Genomic DNA, 15,543 nt, shown 5'->3' on the forward strand with positions numbered 1-15,543 from the left:
AGCTAGTCGAGCCGGTAGAGCATACGTGAAACCATGAGGCGGCCCGGCTCGACGCCGGGCATCAGTTGCAGGCGAGCGGCTGGCAGGGCGGCCAGAGTGGCCTGTCCAAAGCCGACGCCAGGGGGCGTCTCGCGTTCGATCCGGCAGTCTTTCATGGCGCCCGCCTCGGCGACGATGCAACTGAAGAGAACCTCGCCGGCGCCAGCCGACATGGCGCTAGGCGGATAGTTCGGCCGCGCCATCTTCCGGTAGATGTTGCCCACAACGCCTGGACGCTCGAAGGGCGGCTCGATCTCGATCAGGTCGTCGCGTGGGTCATCAAGGCTTACCTCACAGGCGGCCAGGACCTGATCGACGCCGCTGGCGTTTGTCGGCAGCGGCAGGTCGTACTGGTGAACCCGCTCGATCTGTTCCGTCGGCAGAAGGCGGACGGACAGTGCGCCGCCCTGTTTCAAAAGGCGTGCGACGTGGGCGGGGCGCGCAGCCGAGATCAGGGGGCGTCCCGGAGCATTGATCCAGGTTTGTCGGGCTTCGCCGCTGGAAGTCATCCAGCCGACCCAGCGCGTCTTGCCCTCGGCGTCGATGGGCACGCCGTTCATGATGACATCCAGTCGCCGTCCGCGGCAAACCACCATGAAGCTTTGTCCGCTGGCGTATTCGACGCTGGCGATCAGGCCGTTTTCGATCCGGGTCATGTCCCAGCCGTCGTCATCCTGGGCGGCGGCGGGTGAGGCGAGCACTACCAATAGGGCGGCTGCGAGGCGGCTGCGATTCTTCAGGATCATGCGCCGGACGATAGGTGCAGCAGCGCCTAGCGCAAGGTCAGGTAGCCGCGTTCAACCATGCGGCGCAGGGCCTCGTAGGCTTCGGCCAGTTCCTCGTAGGCGGTGCGGGCGGCGGTCAGGCGGGCGGTCTGGTCGACCGTCACGGCCGAGCCGGATTCCGACAGGCGCAGGGCCTCGGCGGCCCAGCGGGCGCGGGCGTTGGCGGTCAGGACGGCCAGCTTCTGGAAAGTCCCGGTGTTCACCTGCGACAGGGTCTGGCTGATGACCTCGCGGTTCGAGACGAAGGCGGCGTAGTCGATCTGCTCCAGCTGGCCGCGCAGGCGGCGCTGCTCCTGCGGGTCCAGGTCCTGGGGCTCGAAATGGTCGCGCTGGCGGCGGTAGCTCTGGGTCAGCACGGTCGACATCGGCGGCGCTCCACAAGACGGCCCACAGGGACTGCGGCCTGAGGCTGCGCCGCTTTGGTTAAGGAGCGGTTTGCGGACCAGTGGGCGCCAGCTTCAGCCGTTCGCGGTCGGGGGCGCCCAGGCCGCGCGGGCAGCGCATCGGGCGGTAATCCTTGGAGTAGCAGAGCCGCGCCTCGCGGAACCAGCCGTCGGTCGTGGCGATGAAGACGCCCTCGCGCGGCAGGCCGGGGTTGGCGGCGACGAAGGCGTCACGGATGGCGCCGGCGGTCAGGCGCCCGGCCGGAATGGCCTCCAGGTCGGGCTTGTTCAGGCCGTCCCACAGGCGCGCGGCCTGTTCGAAATAGGCCTCGGGGCTGTCCCAGCCGCAGGTGCCGTGGGCCGCCCATTCGTGCTGCTGCAGCGAGGGCGAGGGGGTCATGCAGAAGTGCTTTCTCACCGTCGCGATCGGGATGGCCGGGCCGGGGGCGGCGCAGTAGCGCGGATGCCTGTTGTCGGCCCCATTGGGCCACAGGCCGTGCAGGGTCAGGCCGAACTGGTTGCTGGCGCACTGATGGCGCGCGTCCGGGTAGTCCTTGCCCGAGCGGCAGGCCTGGGGCGACCAGCTGACGGCCAGCATGTTGAAGGCGACGGGGACGTCGGCGGCCACCTCGTCGGCTGGCGGCGTATAGGGGCGGGCGGGCGTCAGGTCGGCCGGCACGGCGCAGGTCGCCCCGGTCGCGGCGGCCGTGGCCGGAATGCGCGACACGGCGTCGGGGCCGAGCTCGCAGGCGGCCAGCAGCAGCGTCAGCAGGCCGGTCGTCAGGGTCAGGGTCCGCATCAGGGCGCTCCGCAGGCAGGGGGTCAGGTCGTCCCGCCCCGTAAACCCTTCGTGAGCGGCGGCCAAGACGGAACCCGCGCCGCATCCCGCTCATTGATAAGCGTGAGCATAAGAGGAACGTCATGCCCGACCAAGCCGCCTTTGAAGCCGCCCTTGAAGAAGCGATCGCCCTGTTCGAGCAGGGCGAGGGGCTGGACCACAAGCGCTTTGACGCCCTGCTGGCGGAGATCGAGGCGCGCCGCGCGGCCCTGGTCGCCGTGCCCGAGGACGACCCCCGCATCGAGGATATTCGTCGCCTGCAGGAAAGGGCCGACGAACTGGAGTCCCGCGTCGCCGCCGGCAAGGGCTCGGTCATGGACGAGGTCAACCAGACCCTGTCGCCCCTGATGGGGCGCAAGGGGGCGTAAAAAGCCGCCTCCGATCTGGCGCGTCTGATCAGCAACACCATATGGTGCGGATAACCGGAGGAACCGCCCCATGACCGACACGCCCGCCCCGCTGAAGACCCTGAAGATCGACTTCGTCTCGGACGTGGTCTGCCCCTGGTGCGCCGTGGGGCTGGGCGGGCTGACGACCGCGCTGGAGACGCTGAAGGGCGAGGGGGTCGCGGCCGACATCACCTTCCAGCCGTTCGAGCTGAACCCGCAGATCGCGCCCGAGGGCGAGAACATCGTCGAGCATATCGGCCGCAAGTACGGCTCCACGCCCGAACAGTCGGCCCAGAACCGCGAGATGATCCGCGCCCGCGCCGCCGAGGTCGGTTTCGACATGCGGATGAGCAACGACAGCCGCATCTGGAACACCTTCGACGCCCACCGCCTGCTGCACTGGGCCCACGAGACGGCGCCCGACAAGCAGGAGGCCCTGAAGCGCGCCCTGTTCACCGCCCACTTCACCGACAACCGCAACATCACCGACGCCCGCGTCCTGACCGAGGCCGCCGAGGCGGCGGGGCTGGACCGGGCCGAGGCGGGCGAGGTCCTGGCTTCGGGGCGGTATGCGCAGGAGGTGCGCGGGGCGGAGGAGTTGTGGCGCGCTCGGGGGATTACGTCGGTGCCGGCGGTGGTGGTCGAGGGGAAATACCTGATCAGCGGCGGCCAACCGGCGGCGGCGTTCGAACAGGCGCTGCGGCAGATCGCGGCGGAGGTTTAGAGCGCGTCCTGAAAGCCCTCCCCCTCGAGGGGGGAGGGTTGGGTGGGGGTGTAGTCTGGCGGATGGCCTGTTTTGGCGAGGGAGGCGGCGCCTCTTGCGCCTAATCCGGCGTCGGCGGCGGGCCCACCCCCATCCCCGACCCTTCCCCCCTCGAGGGGGAAGGGGGATTAAGGAAAACAGAGTCCAATTCGTCTGAATCGTCTGAAATCCTCCCCTCGGGGTCGAGGCGGGCCTTGAGGGCGGCGATGCGGGTTTCGATGGCGCGGCGGCCGGCGTGGTCGTCGGGCGAGAGGCGCGCGGCGTCGCGGGCGACCTCGGCGACGGCTTTCAGGTCGGCGTCCAGCCGGGCGGCGGGATCGGGTTGGGGTTCGGGTGCAGCGGCGGCCAGAAGGGCGGGGTCGGCCAAATTAACGCTGGAAAGCGCGCGCCAGGTGCGCAGCCAGGAGGCGGCCTCGGCGGCGCGGCCACGTTGCAGGGCGCGGTTCAGGCGCATCAGGGCCTGGGCCGCCATCCGGGCCAGGTCGGGCGGGGAGGCGTCGGGAGCCTCGTCCTGCGGATCGGGCCAGACGTCCTCGACGTCGCTGCGGCGCCAGCCCTCGCGCGCGGCGCGGGACCGTAGGGTCCCCAGCTTCAGGTCATAGCGGGCGCAGACGGCCTCGGCCGCGTCCCCGGCCAGATAGTCGCGCCGCGCCGCCGCCCAGGTCCGCTCCGAGCGGACGCGATAGCCAGTGTCGCCGGTGGGGTCGTTTGCGGGATCGTCCATGAGGCCGCCGCCGACAGGCGGGCCGTCCGCCCTGGTGGTTTCCGCCGTCGAGGGCCGCACATGGTCGGGGATGTAGGTGGTGTCGCCGAACTCATCCTGCTCCCACCGTCCCGAGGCGACGATCCGGGGCTCGCCCTCGTGCCAGTATGCCTCCCGCGCGTCGTCCATCTCGCCTCCTCCTGCCTACGGGAAGGAGGGTGGCGGACGGGTGCGTCAGGATCGGACGGGGGTTAGGCGCGCCCCTTGCTTCCGTTATCCCCCGGCCTGCGCCGCGAAGACGCGGCTGCGGTGGGCGTGTTGCCTGTGCCCGCTCCCGCAGGAAGCTCTTGAATGAAGGGGTCTTCTCGGCGCCGTTCGGCCCAGCGAGGAGGGCGAGGGTGTGTAAGGAACGGTGATAACTAATGCGGATTGAGCCCTGAACATATCGCTGGCAATGTCGTCTAGAAAATTTGGGGATTCTAATGACGAGCGCGGCACTTAGCATTCAAATCGAAACGGCAGAACGCCAAGTTTCGACCGACAGCTATGATATGTCTGTCGGTGAACTTATAAATATTTATCGTGACGGCGAGATAAAGATAACTCCGGAATACCAGCGCCTGTTCAGGTGGAATATAGAACAGAAAAGTTCGTTCATTGAATCGTTGCTTCTTGGTATACCTATTCCTCCGATTTTTGTTATAGAAACAGAATCTAGGGTTTGGGAGTTGATCGACGGACTTCAGAGAACGTCTACGATACTGCAGTTTGTTGGGGAACTTAGAAATCCGGAGGGGGACGGTATTATTGATCCGATACCTCTGGTTGCAGGTCGACACTTAACCGAGCTTGAAGGGGTGGCTTGGCGAGAGACCGAAGCCTCGCGGTCTGATCTTCTGCTTGGAAATGGCGAGCGTATTCGTCTCAAGCGTGCAAAAATATCAATTCAAATTTTGAGACGATCTTCCGATCAAACTAGCAAGTATGATCTGTTTCAAAGGTTGAATAGCGGAGGAACAAAAGCAAATCGACAAGAGCTTCGAAACTGTATGGTTGTAATGCAGGATCCAACGTTCTTGACGAGGATTCGGGAATCTGCTCAGCGTAATGCGTTTACGACATTGTTCCGTTTCAGTCGAAATCAAATGAATGAGCAGGTTGATATTGAGTATATCAACCGTGCTGCCGTGCTTACAAGATGGGGTATAGGCGGAAATCAAGACGTGGAGGATTTCTTTGACGATCGCACTCTAAATTTAATTGAAGGTGATGATGTCGACAGGAATGTTGTTCTTGAGGCCGTGGAAAATACTTTTGACCTAATCGTTGCGGCAGGTGGGGATCGTGCATTGTATAAGCCTGGCCGGGATGGCCAAGCTGCAAAGCCTCCTCAGAATACAGCGCTTGAGGCGATCGTTGTTGGTATTGCAAGAAATTATCAAGCGATTAGCGAGCTTCCTGACCCTGTCGCCTTTGTTAGGGGGCGATTGGCCGATGTGTGGGAAGAGCCTGTTATGCGTCGTGCTTCGTCCAGCGGTGTCTCGGGCACCAGCAGGCTCAGGCTGACAATCCCGTTTGGCGAGGCGTGGTTCGCGCCTCAATGAATTTGTTGGGTCTGACCGCTGCTCTAGAGAGCGACCTTATCTGGCGTCGCCGAGAAATTCTCGCCCTCACCGCAATGCTTGCGGCGGCTACATCTGAAGACGAGAAATTGACGCTCATGCGAGCTTCATTGACATTGCTTTACGCGCATTGGGAAGGTTTTGTAAAAAACGCCGCGCAGCAGTATCTCAATTATGTAAGTGAGAATGCTCGAAAATTCTCGGATCTAAGCGACAATTTCGTTTGGGTTATGTCTAAGCGTGAAATGGATCTCTTTATGGGTACCAAAAAAGGTTCCGCAGATCACATTGCGATAATGATTAATGTAATAAATAGGAGAAAATCTCTAGATAAAGATTTATTCAGGGACCGAATAGATACGGGGTCGAACCTAAAGGAGAAGGTTTTTGACAACATATGTGCAGTTATCGGTCTTGATGTAGATAAATCTAAGTATGATCTTGATGTCATATGCAAGCGTCTTCTAGAGCGGCGAAATAAGGTCGCTCACGGCGCTTTCGTTGAAGCTGATTTGCAGAAAATAGAGCGGTATCGTTCGGCTGTATTGTCTGCTATAAACGAATTTACCTATGATGTCCTGTCTCTTGCTTCCACCGAGGCATACCTAAGTCAGGCTGAGCGCGAGAGACGTGCCGGTGTTTTAGCGAGGCGACAAGCTAGGCTGGCTCGGCAGGAGCAAGCCGCCTAGCTGTCGGCAATCTTCCCTTAGACCTTCACCTCAATCGCTGCCCCACCCGCCCGGAACCTGGCGCTCATCTCCGCCATGCCGGCTTCGGCTTCCTGAGCGGCGAGGCTGGCGCCCGCGTCGTTCTGGGCCTTGGCGGCGTCGCGGATGTCCTGGCTGATCTTCATGCTGCAGAACTTGGGGCCGCACATGGAGCAGAAGTGGGCGGTCTTGTGGGCCTCCTTCGGCAGGGTCTCGTCGTGGTATTTGCGGGCGGTTTCGGGGTCGAGGCCGAGGTTGAACTGGTCCTCCCAGCGGAACTCGAAGCGGGCGCGCGACAGGGCGTCGTCGTGCATCCGGGCGGCGGGGTGCCCCTTGGCCAGGTCGGCGGCGTGGGCGGCGATCTTGTAGGTGATGACGCCGTCCTTGACGTCCTGACGGTCAGGCAGGCCCAGGTGCTCCTTGGGCGTGACGTAGCAGAGCATGGCCGTGCCGAACCAGCCGATCATGGCCGCGCCGATGGCGGACGTGATGTGGTCGTAGCCGGGGGCGATGTCGGTGGTCAGCGGGCCAAGCGTATAGAAGGGCGCCTCGTGGCAGTGCTTGAGCTGCTCATCCATGTTGGCCTTGATCTTGTGCATCGGCACGTGGCCGGGGCCTTCGATCATGACCTGGCAGCCCTTGGCCCAGGCGATCTTGGTCAGCTCGCCGAGGGTGCGCAGTTCCGCGAACTGGGCCTCGTCATTGGCGTCGGCGATGGAGCCGGGGCGCAGGCCGTCGCCGAGGCTGAAGGAGACATCATAGGCGCGCATGATGTCGCAGATGTCCTCGAAGTGCTCGTAGAGGAAGCTCTCCTTGTGGTGGGCCAGGCACCACTTGGCCATGATGGAGCCGCCGCGCGAGACGATGCCCGTGACGCGCTTGGCCGTCATCGGCACGAAGGGCAGGCGCACGCCCGCGTGGATGGTGAAGTAGTCCACGCCCTGTTCCGCCTGTTCGATCAGGGTGTCTCGGAACACCTCCCAGGTCAGATCCTCGGCGATGCCGTTCACCTTCTCCAGCGCCTGATAGATGGGCACGGTGCCGATGGGGACGGACGAGTTGCGGATGATCCAGTCGCGGATGTTGTGGATGTTGCGGCCCGTCGACAGGTCCATGACGTTGTCGGCGCCCCAGCGGGTGGCCCAGACCAGCTTGTCCACCTCGTCATCGACGCTGGAGAGGACGGCCGAGTTGCCGATGTTGGCGTTGATCTTCACCAGGAAGTTGCGGCCGATGATCATCGGCTCGACTTCAGGGTGGTTGATGTTGTGCGGGATGATGGCGCGGCCGCGGGCGATTTCCTGACGCACGAACTCAGGCGTCACGAAGTCGGGGATGGAGGCGCCGAAGTCTTCGCCGTCGCGGATGCAGGGCGCGTTCTGCTCGCGGCGCAGGTTCTCGCGGATGGCGACGTATTCCATCTCGGGCGTGATGATCCCGGCCCTGGCGTATTCGTATTGGGTGACCGGGCGGCCCTCGACGCCCTTGAAGACCTGATGGTTCGAGACGTCGAAGCGGGGGGCCAGGTGCTTGCCGCTGGCGTGGCCGTTGTCCTCGGGCTTGACCTCGCGCGGGTTCAGGACGGGGGCGATGTCGCCGCGGTCCAGCTGCCACGACGACTTCACGCGGGGCAGGCCCTTCCTGATGTCGATGGCGACATTGGGGTCGGTGTAGGGGCCGGAGCTGTCGTACATCGTCACCGGCGGTTCGTTGGCGCTGGGGTGGACGGCGACCTCGCGGAAGGGGACGCGGATGTCGGGGTAGAGCTCGCCCGCCACATAGACCTTTACGCCGCCGGCGCGGGGGCCGGTGGGGATGCGGCCGTGCTCGGCGGCGACGGCCTTGCGGGCGTCGGCGAGGGGGAGCTCGATGTTCGGCTCGTGCGGCTGTTCGGTCGTCGCGGTGACGTTGATGTTCATGGCGGCCTCAAAACGTTTGAGGTCCGCCGACGTCGGGCGTGCCGGTCCTGTGGCGTGAAGCCGAGGCCGGAAGCGTACTCATCCCTTCGCCGGCATGACCCGGATCAGGTTCGACGGGTCAGAGGAGAAACCTCTATCTCAGCCGCTCGATTGCGACCCCCCGGAGAACGGCGCGACCCTAGCCCGTTTCGGGGGCAGGTCAAGCGAGGCGGGCGCGCGAAGGCTTGATCGAGATGTTGAAGCGTAGGGGGAGAGGGGGGCGGTCCGGCTTCTCAGTCGGGGGGGCGTTAAGGCCGGACCGCCACAGACGACATCGGGGTTGGGGGGCGTCCGATGTGTCCGATGCAATAACAACGGACCTGAAACTTGGTTCCGCAAGAATTCACGCGTTCACCATGATTGTCGAACGCAGGTCGGCGAGGGGGCGGTTTCCTTCGTCAGCGAACGGTTGAAAGATGTGTTTCCGAGCAAGACAGGGGCGCGCGGCATGAAGACTTTGGGCGTTCTGGGCGGCATGGGACCGGCGGCGACGCTGGCCTTTCTGGCGCGAGTCCAGGCCCTGACCCCGGCCAGGGGCGATGAGGACCATGTGCGGGTGGTCATGGACATGAACCCGCAGGTCCCGAACAGACACAGCCAGCCCGAGGCGGCGGGGTGGACCCTGGGCGAGATGGCGCTGCGGCTGAAGGCCGCCGGGGCCGAGGTCCTGGCCATGCCGTGCAACACGGCCCACGCCCATGCAGCAGCGATCCGGGCGGCGGGTGTTCCCTTCATCGACATGGTGGCCGAGACGGCGAAGGCTGCGGCCGCGGACGGGGCTACCCGGATCGGGGTGCTGGCGACGCCGGGGGGCGAGGCCCTCTACGCCGAGGCTCTGGCGGTCGCGGGCGTGGAGATGGTGCGGCTGTCCGAGGCCGACCGGGCGCGCTTCATGGCCGTGGTGTTCGGGGTCAAGGCGGGCGACACGGGGCCGGAACAGAGGGCGGCCATGCGGGGGCTGGCCGAGGCCTTGGTCGCGGCGGGGGCGCAGGGGATCATCGGCGGCTGCACCGAGGCGCCCTTGCTGCTGGACGCGGGCGACGTGGCGGTTCCGCTGACGGACTCGGCCGAGGTGCTGGCGCGGGCGTGCGTGGGGGCGTGTCTGTAGAGCCGGGATCCTCCCCCGTGCAACGGGGGAGGGGGACCGCCGCAGGCGGTGGAGGGGGCGGACACGCGCTCGACCTCCTGCCGATTTCGCGTCGAGGCGCGGCTGGTTTTCAGACCCGGCGCTCGATCTCGCCCCCTCCACCATGCTGCGCATGGTCCCCCTCCCCCGCTGCGCAGGGGAGGATTGAGGGTGATGCGGTTGCCTCGTGCGCCGTCACGCGGCACACCCGTCGGGTGAAACAGTCCCTCATCATTGATTGCGACCCCGGCGTGGATGACGCCACGGGGTTGCTGACCGCCTTCGCCTCTTCCGACCTCGACCTGCTGGCCGTGACCACGGTGGGGGGCAACGTCAGCGCCGAAAAGACGGCGCGCAACGCGCGCATCCTGCGCCAGATCGCCGGGCGCGAGGACGTGCCTGTCTTTGTCGGGGCCGAGCGGCCCCTGAAGCGCGAACCGGCGGGGGCGGGTGAGTTCCACGGGCCCGAGGGGCTGGGGGATCTTGAGCCGTTCGAGCCGACCGTGCCGACAGCCGAGGGGACGGCGGCCGAAGCCATCGCAAGGCTGGTGATGGAACGGCCCGCGGGCAGCGTGGCCCTGATCGTCATGGGGCCGATGACCAACCTGGCCCTGGCCATGCGGGCCGAGCCGAAGCTGGCGGACCATCTGGGGCCGGTGGTGGTCATGGGCGGGGCGCGCAGCGAGGGCGGCAACATCACCGCCAGCGCCGAGTTCAACATCTGGGCCGACCCGGACGCGGCGGCCGAGGTCTTCGCGTCCGGTTGCCGGATGATCGTCCTGGGGCTGGACGCCACCCATCAGGTGCGCTCGACCGAGGAACGCATCCGGACGATCGAGGCGGTGGACACGGCCTCGGGGCGGACGGCGGCGGGGATGCTGCGCTTCTCGCAGCGGACCGAACGCGAGATCGTCGGCTGGGACGCCGGGCCGCTGCACGATCCCTGCACCGTGGCCTGGCTGCTGAAGCCGGAGCTGTTCGAGCTGGCGCCGTGCCGGATCGCGGTGGAGACCGAGAGCGATCTGACGCGCGGCCATACGGCGGTCGAGTTTCGCGTCGAGGCCGCGACGGCCAGGCATTTCTGGGCGACAAGGGCGGATGCGGACGGGGTCTTCGCCCTGATCGCCGAACGACTGGGAGCAGGGCTATGAGGATCACCGTCGTCGGGTCGATCAATCTGGACATGACAGCCTCGGCGCCCAGCCTGCCTGCGCCGGGCGAAACGGTGACGGGGGCGACGCTGGCGCGCCACGCGGGCGGCAAGGGCGCCAATCAGGCGCTGGCGGCGCGACGGCTGGGGGCGGAGGTCAGCCTGATCGGACGGGTCGGCGAGGACGAGATGTCCGGCGCGGCGGTGGCTTTGATGCTGGCGCACGGGGTGGACCTGTCGGGGGTCGAGACGGACATCGCGGCGCCGACCGGGGTGGCCCTGATCGCGGTCGATCCCAGCGGAGAGAACCAGATCGTGGTCGCCGCCGGGGCCAACCACTTCGTCACGCCGGAACAACTGCCGTCGCGGATCGAGACGCCGCTGATCGTCCAACTGGAGCTGCCGATCGAGACGGTCGAGGCGGCGGTGGGCCGGGCGACGGACTTCGTCTGCGCCAACCTGGCGCCGGCGGCCCCGGTGTCGGAGGCCCTGCTGCGGCGGGCCGACCTGATCGTGGTCAACGAGACGGAGGCGGCCTTTTATGGCGACGCGCTGCACGTCGGCGGCGGACTGGTGGCGGTGACCAAGGGCGCGCGCGGGGCGGTCATGTACCGGCGCGGCGTCGAGATGGCCTGGGCCACGCCGCCGCGCGTTCACGCCATCGACGCGACCGGGGCGGGCGACGCCTTCGTGGGCGCCATCGTCGTGGCCTTGCTGGACGGAATGACGCCGGACGCGGCCCTGCACTTCGCCTGTGCGGCGGGCGCGCTGGCGGCGACCCGGCCCGGCGCGCAGTCGTCGCTGGGCACGCGGGAAGAGGTCGAGGACCTGCTGGCGTAGTCTGATCCTCCCCCGTTGCACGGGCGAGGATTGGTCAGGCGTCGGCGGATACGGGACATGATCAGGGTCCAGATGGAGGCGGCGACTTCATCAGCGTCGGCCAGAACATCGGCGCCTAGAAGCGGATCACCTGTCGGACGGCCCGCCCGTCGGCCAGGGCGTCGAAGGCGGCGTTGATGTCGTCCAGCGGCAGGGTTCCACTGAGCAGGCGATCGACCGGCAGGCGGCCCTGGCGGAACAGGGCGACGTAGCGGGGGATGTCGCGGGTCGGGACGCAGGTTCCGATGTAGGAGCCTTTCAGCGTGCGCTCCTCGCCGACCAGCGACACGACGTTGACGGCCAGGGCGGCCTCGGGCGGGGGCAGGCCGGCGGTGACGGTGGTCCCGCCGCGCCGGGTCATGCGCCAGGCGCTGTCGAGGGCGCGGACCGAGCCGGCCATCTCGAACACGAAGTCGGCGCCGCCGTTGGTCAGGGCGCGGACCTGATCCACGGCGTCGGGAGCGGCGGCGTTGACGGTCTGGACCACGCCCTCCGGGCCGAGCGAGCGGGCGAGAGCGAGCTTGTCCCCGGACAGATCGACCGCGACGACGGGCGAGGCGCCCGAGGCCAGGGCGCCGAGGACGCTGGCCAGACCCACGCCGCCGAGGCCGACGATGACCGCCGACTGGCCCGCGCGGACGCCCGCCGTGTTCACCACGGCCCCCACGCCGGTCAGGACGGCGCAGCCGAACAGGGCGGCGTGCTCGAACGGCAGGTCGGGGTCGATCCTGACGAGGGAGCGGCGCGACACCACGGCGTGAGAGGCGAAGGCGGAACAGCCAAGGTGGTGGTTCAGGGGCTCGGGCCCGGCGTGCAGGGCGCGGCGGCCGGTCAGAAGCTCGCCCTTGCCGTTGGCGGCGGCGCCGGGTTCGCACAGGGCGGGGCGGCCCTCGGCGCACGGGGTGCAGTGGCCGCAGGACGGCATGAAGACCATGACGACGTGGTCGCCGACAGCGAGGTCGGCGACGCCCTCGCCCAGGGCCTGGACCACGCCAGCCGCCTCGTGCCCCAGGGCCATCGGCAGGGGGCGGGGGCGGTCGCCGTTGATGACCGAGAGATCCGAATGGCACAGGCCGGCCGCCTTGACGGCGACCAGGACCTCGCCCGGTCCGGGATCGTCGAGGGTGAGGGTCTCGATGCCGAGGGGGCGGCTGTCGGCGTAGGGGCGCGCGGCGCCCATGTGGCGCAGGACGGCGGCGCGGGTGGTCGTCGGCATGGTCAGGGCTCCCATCTGCTGGCAGGCTAGGCGCATGACGTAGCGGAGGCCAAGGGGCGACGATGACGGAGCGGAGCAGGGGGAGGCGCGGCGACTATGCGCGGTTCGTGCGGCTGACGACGCGCTGGGCCGACAATGACGCCTATGGCCACGTCAACAACGTCGCCTATTACGCCTTCATCGACACGGCGGTGAATCAGATGCTGATCGAGGCGGGCCTGCTGGACGTGACGGGGGCCGAGGTGATCGGGGTGGCGGCGGAATCCGGCTGTCGGTTCCACGCCTCGGCCGCCTATCCCGACGTGATCCACGCCGGGGTGCGGGTCGGGCGGCTGGGGTCGTCCAGCATTCGTTATGAAGTCGGCCTGTTCCGCAACGACGAGGACGAGGCGACGGCCGAGGGCTTCTTCGTCCATGTCATGGTGAAGCGCGCGACCATGCGGCCCGCAGCCATCCCCGAGCCGCTGCGGGCGTTTCTGGAAGCGCTTTAGGCCCTAGCGTTCGTCGTACTGGCGCAGGAGGAACAGGGTTCCGACGGCCGTCAGGGCGCCCAGGGCGAAGGCGGCGACCAGGGAGCCGGTGGCGGCGGCGGTGGAGACGGTGACCGGGCGCTTGGCGTACCACTCGACGATCTCGCCCGCGTGGGCGTGGTCGAGGCCCTCGTCATAGGCGTCGTCCAGATAGGTGTCGTCGGCGGCGGCCATAGGCGTCTCCTTATTGCCTGCGCTAAATCCCCGGCGCGGTCGGGCGGTTCCCAGTCGTGACAGAGGATCGCACATCCAGTAAAGGGCGCGCCTCACGTTTCAGAAATCTGGCAGCGAGATTCATGGCCGGCCACTCGAAATTCAAGAACATCATGCACCGCAAGGGGCGCGCCGACGCCCAGCGTTCGAAGCTGTTCTCCAAACTGTCGCGCGACATCACCGTGGCCGCCAAGTCGGGCATGCCCGATCCGGCGCTGAACCCGCGCCTGCGTCTGGCGGTCAACAACGCCAAGGCCGAAAGCCTGCCCAAGGACGTCATCCAGCGCGCCATCAACAAGGCCGCCGGCGGCGACGCCGACACGATGGAAGAAGTCCGCTACGAGGGCCGGGGTCCGGGCGGCGTCGGCATCATCGTCGAGGCCCTGACGGACAACCGCAACCGCGCGGCCTCGAACATCGGCACGGCCTTCAAGAAGAACGGCGGCGCCCTGGGCGAGATGAACTCGGTCGCCTTCATGTGGGACAAGGTGGGCAAGATCACCTATCCCGCCGAGGCTGGCACCGAGGACGCCGTCATGGAGGCCGCCATCGAGGCGGGCGCCGCGGACGTCGAGAGCGACCTGGTCAAGCCGGACATCTATGAGGACGCGCCGGGTCACGTCATCTGGACCGCCTACGAGGACCTGAACGAGGTGGCCGAGGCCATGTCCAAGGTGCTGGGCGACCCGAAGTCGACCGCCATCGTCTGGAAGCCGCAGTCGGAAGTGCCGGTCACCGGCGAGGCCGTCGGCACCCTGTTCAAGCTGCTGGACGCCCTGGACGCCGAGGACGACGTGTCGTCGGTCTATTCCAACGAAGACATCTCGGACGAAGACGCGGCCAAGTACGCGGGCTGACGTCTAGCGGGGGCAGGTCTCCATCCAGGCCGGATCCGGCTCGGCGGCCCTGAGGTCGTCGAGCGTCGGGATGTTGCGCTCAGCGTCGGCGCTGACGGTGATGTGGGACAGGGCCGAGGCCGTCGGGGCCTCGCGTCGGTAGACGGTCAGGGCGAAGGGAACATGGCCGGGCGCCGCGACGCGCCAGACGCTGTTGGATTCGCCCGCGCCATAGGCGTAGCAGCCGATCGGATCGACGCTCGCGCCGCGTACCCTGAGGGCCTCGATCGGCTCATAGGGGACCGGCTCGCCCATGGCCGACCAGTTGAGGACCAGGCGCGTGGTCGGGGTGCGCGTCGTCTCGACGTTCAGGCCCGCCAGCTCGCCTTCCGAGGCCGAGCGCCAACGGACCATGGCGGCGCGGGCGCGGACGTCGGCCGGATCAAGGGCGGACGGCGTTTCGGCGACGAACAGCGACAGCAGGGCGTCGAGCATGGGGTTGGAGCGGGTGACGCCCGGCCATCGCCCGGCGCAGGCCTCATCGACCCAGGCGTCGGAGCCGGGACTGGCGGCCAGGGTTTCGGCGCGGCAGCGGTCGAGGAACTGGGCGCGGGTCTCCTGGGCGGCGGCGGGCGCGGCCGACAGGCCGGCGAAGGCGACGCAGGCGAGGAACGCAACGAACAGGGCGGGGCGCATGGCGACCTCCTTTCGGCTATCGCGGATAGGCGAAAGGTGCGCCTGATGTCGGGCCGGAGCAAGCGGGGCCGGGGCGAGAGAAACGGGGTGTTTCCGTCCGCGCGGCCTTCTTGCTAGGTCTGTGGCGGACTTGAAGGGCCGGGGGGCTGAAATGACCGAAGATCAGGATCCGCAACGGCGCCCGCCGGGGGTGGATGCGCGCCCGGTCGAGGAGCCGGTCTGGCTATGGGTCAAGCTGGGCGTCTGGATCGCGAGCCTGCTTGTGATGGCGGGCGCGGCCTGGGTTCTTTCCACAGTGCGGGTGCGGATAGACTGGCCGTCAATGCCAGAGATGGAGCAGTCCGACACCCTGTCGTCCTATACCGTGCCGCCTGAGCAAGGCGTCTCGGCGCCGGCGCCCTATATGAACGACGAGGGGCGGGCGATCACCAACCCGGCCTGGCTGGAGGCGCCCCAGCCCGAGTTCCCACGGGCGGCGCAGCGGGCGGGGGAGGAAGTCGGGATGGCGAGGCTGGAATGCCGGACCGCCGCCGACGGCCATGTGCGCGCCTGCCGCATCGCCGAGGAGGCGCCTGCGGGCGTGGGGTTCGGCGAGCAGGCGGTGAAGGCGACGCTGAAGGCGCGGGTTCGACCGCGGCTGGAAGACGGCCAGCCGACCGAGAGCCAGATCGCCTTCACCATTCGCTATCGGCTGGACTAGGGGAACGGCC

Annotated in this window: 18 protein-coding genes and 1 riboswitch; of the genes, 10 read left to right on the forward strand and 8 right to left on the reverse strand. The window is 67.2% G+C overall.

All coding sequences use genetic code 11. The annotated features are described in order from the left end of the window. Positions 1–2 precede the first annotated feature (2 nt). The 3 genes from ACZ5XO_RS03175 to ACZ5XO_RS03185 are packed head-to-tail and all read right to left on the reverse strand — an operon-like array spanning position 3 to position 2,006. Positions 3–785, reverse strand: coding sequence for an energy transducer TonB (locus ACZ5XO_RS03175; protein ID WP_464163879.1), 783 nt, complete (start codon positions 783–785; stop codon positions 3–5). 26 nt (positions 786–811) lie between these two features. Continuing rightward, positions 812–1,189, reverse strand: a complete 378-nt coding sequence (locus tag ACZ5XO_RS03180) for a hypothetical protein (RefSeq protein WP_464163880.1) — start codon at positions 1,187–1,189, stop codon at positions 812–814. Between the two features lie 58 nt (positions 1,190–1,247). Next, a complete protein-coding gene (locus ACZ5XO_RS03185; RefSeq protein WP_464163881.1) occupies positions 1,248–2,006 on the reverse strand; it encodes a ribonuclease T2 family protein in 759 nt (252 codons plus the stop codon). A 122-nt stretch (positions 2,007–2,128) separates the two neighbouring features. On the opposite strand from ACZ5XO_RS03185, the gene ACZ5XO_RS03190 reads away from it, so the two are divergent. Next, entirely contained in the window at positions 2,129–2,413 is a 285-nt protein-coding gene (locus ACZ5XO_RS03190; protein ID WP_464163882.1) for a hypothetical protein, read from the forward strand. A 70-nt stretch (positions 2,414–2,483) separates the two neighbouring features. Continuing rightward, complete coding sequence (locus tag ACZ5XO_RS03195; RefSeq protein WP_464163883.1) at positions 2,484–3,158, forward strand: DsbA family oxidoreductase; 675 nt, start codon at positions 2,484–2,486, stop codon at positions 3,156–3,158. 100 nt (positions 3,159–3,258) lie between these two features. Here ACZ5XO_RS03195 and ACZ5XO_RS03200 read toward each other — a convergent pair whose 3' ends face one another. Beyond that, the gene (locus tag ACZ5XO_RS03200; protein ID WP_464163884.1) at positions 3,259–4,089 is read right to left on the reverse strand and encodes a hypothetical protein; all 831 of its coding nucleotides are present in this window, start codon (positions 4,087–4,089) and stop codon (positions 3,259–3,261) included. 293 nt (positions 4,090–4,382) lie between these two features. Here ACZ5XO_RS03200 and ACZ5XO_RS03205 point away from each other — a divergent pair, with 293 nt between their 5' ends. Next, a complete protein-coding gene (locus ACZ5XO_RS03205) occupies positions 4,383–5,504 on the forward strand; it encodes a GmrSD restriction endonuclease domain-containing protein (protein WP_464163885.1) in 1,122 nt (373 codons plus the stop codon). Continuing rightward, entirely contained in the window at positions 5,501–6,211 is a 711-nt protein-coding gene (locus tag ACZ5XO_RS03210; protein WP_464163886.1) for an MAE_28990/MAE_18760 family HEPN-like nuclease, read from the forward strand. The genes ACZ5XO_RS03205 and ACZ5XO_RS03210 overlap by 4 nt, the downstream gene beginning before the upstream one ends. Before the next feature lie 17 nt (positions 6,212–6,228). Here the strand turns inward: ACZ5XO_RS03210 and thiC are convergent, their stop codons facing one another. Beyond that, positions 6,229–8,148: a phosphomethylpyrimidine synthase ThiC gene (gene thiC / locus ACZ5XO_RS03215; RefSeq protein ID WP_464163887.1), complete on the reverse strand. Its 1,920-nt coding sequence runs from the start codon at positions 8,146–8,148 to the stop codon at positions 6,229–6,231. Between the two features lie 63 nt (positions 8,149–8,211). After that, a riboswitch (TPP riboswitch) is annotated at positions 8,212–8,321 on the reverse strand. 314 nt (positions 8,322–8,635) lie between these two features. On the opposite strand from thiC, the gene cuyB reads away from it, so the two are divergent. The 3 genes from cuyB to ACZ5XO_RS03230 all read left to right on the forward strand — a co-directional run bounded on the left by cuyB (position 8,636) and on the right by ACZ5XO_RS03230 (position 11,303). Continuing rightward, positions 8,636–9,295, forward strand: a complete 660-nt coding sequence (gene cuyB / locus ACZ5XO_RS03220; protein WP_464163888.1) for a cysteate racemase — start codon at positions 8,636–8,638, stop codon at positions 9,293–9,295. A 233-nt stretch (positions 9,296–9,528) separates the two neighbouring features. After that, positions 9,529–10,464 carry a nucleoside hydrolase gene (locus tag ACZ5XO_RS03225; RefSeq protein WP_464163889.1) on the forward strand — a complete coding sequence of 312 codons (936 nt, stop codon included), beginning with the start codon at positions 9,529–9,531 and terminating at the stop codon, positions 10,462–10,464. After that, complete coding sequence (locus ACZ5XO_RS03230) at positions 10,461–11,303, forward strand: ribokinase (RefSeq protein WP_464163890.1); 843 nt, start codon at positions 10,461–10,463, stop codon at positions 11,301–11,303. The genes ACZ5XO_RS03225 and ACZ5XO_RS03230 overlap by 4 nt, the downstream gene beginning before the upstream one ends. Positions 11,304–11,418: 115 nt before the next feature. Here the strand turns inward: ACZ5XO_RS03230 and ACZ5XO_RS03235 are convergent, their stop codons facing one another. Further along, a complete protein-coding gene (locus ACZ5XO_RS03235) occupies positions 11,419–12,558 on the reverse strand; it encodes a zinc-dependent alcohol dehydrogenase family protein (protein ID WP_464163891.1) in 1,140 nt (379 codons plus the stop codon). 107 nt (positions 12,559–12,665) lie between these two features. Between ACZ5XO_RS03235 and ACZ5XO_RS03240 the strand changes: the two genes are divergently transcribed. Next, entirely contained in the window at positions 12,666–13,049 is a 384-nt protein-coding gene (locus tag ACZ5XO_RS03240; protein ID WP_464163892.1) for an acyl-CoA thioesterase, read from the forward strand. Between the two features lie 3 nt (positions 13,050–13,052). Here ACZ5XO_RS03240 and ACZ5XO_RS03245 read toward each other — a convergent pair whose 3' ends face one another. Beyond that, a complete protein-coding gene (locus ACZ5XO_RS03245; protein WP_400547801.1) occupies positions 13,053–13,262 on the reverse strand; it encodes a hypothetical protein in 210 nt (69 codons plus the stop codon). Positions 13,263–13,384: 122 nt separating this feature from the next. On the opposite strand from ACZ5XO_RS03245, the gene ACZ5XO_RS03250 reads away from it, so the two are divergent. Continuing rightward, complete coding sequence (locus ACZ5XO_RS03250; RefSeq protein ID WP_464163893.1) at positions 13,385–14,158, forward strand: YebC/PmpR family DNA-binding transcriptional regulator; 774 nt, start codon at positions 13,385–13,387, stop codon at positions 14,156–14,158. A gap of 3 nt (positions 14,159–14,161) precedes the next feature. Here the strand turns inward: ACZ5XO_RS03250 and ACZ5XO_RS03255 are convergent, their stop codons facing one another. After that, positions 14,162–14,833, reverse strand: coding sequence for a hypothetical protein (locus ACZ5XO_RS03255; protein ID WP_464163894.1), 672 nt, complete (start codon positions 14,831–14,833; stop codon positions 14,162–14,164). A gap of 151 nt (positions 14,834–14,984) precedes the next feature. On the opposite strand from ACZ5XO_RS03255, the gene ACZ5XO_RS03260 reads away from it, so the two are divergent. Next, positions 14,985–15,533: an energy transducer TonB gene (locus ACZ5XO_RS03260; protein WP_464163895.1), complete on the forward strand. Its 549-nt coding sequence runs from the start codon at positions 14,985–14,987 to the stop codon at positions 15,531–15,533. Positions 15,534–15,543 lie beyond the last annotated feature (10 nt).

Source organism: Brevundimonas sp. T2-11 (assembly GCF_055397675.1).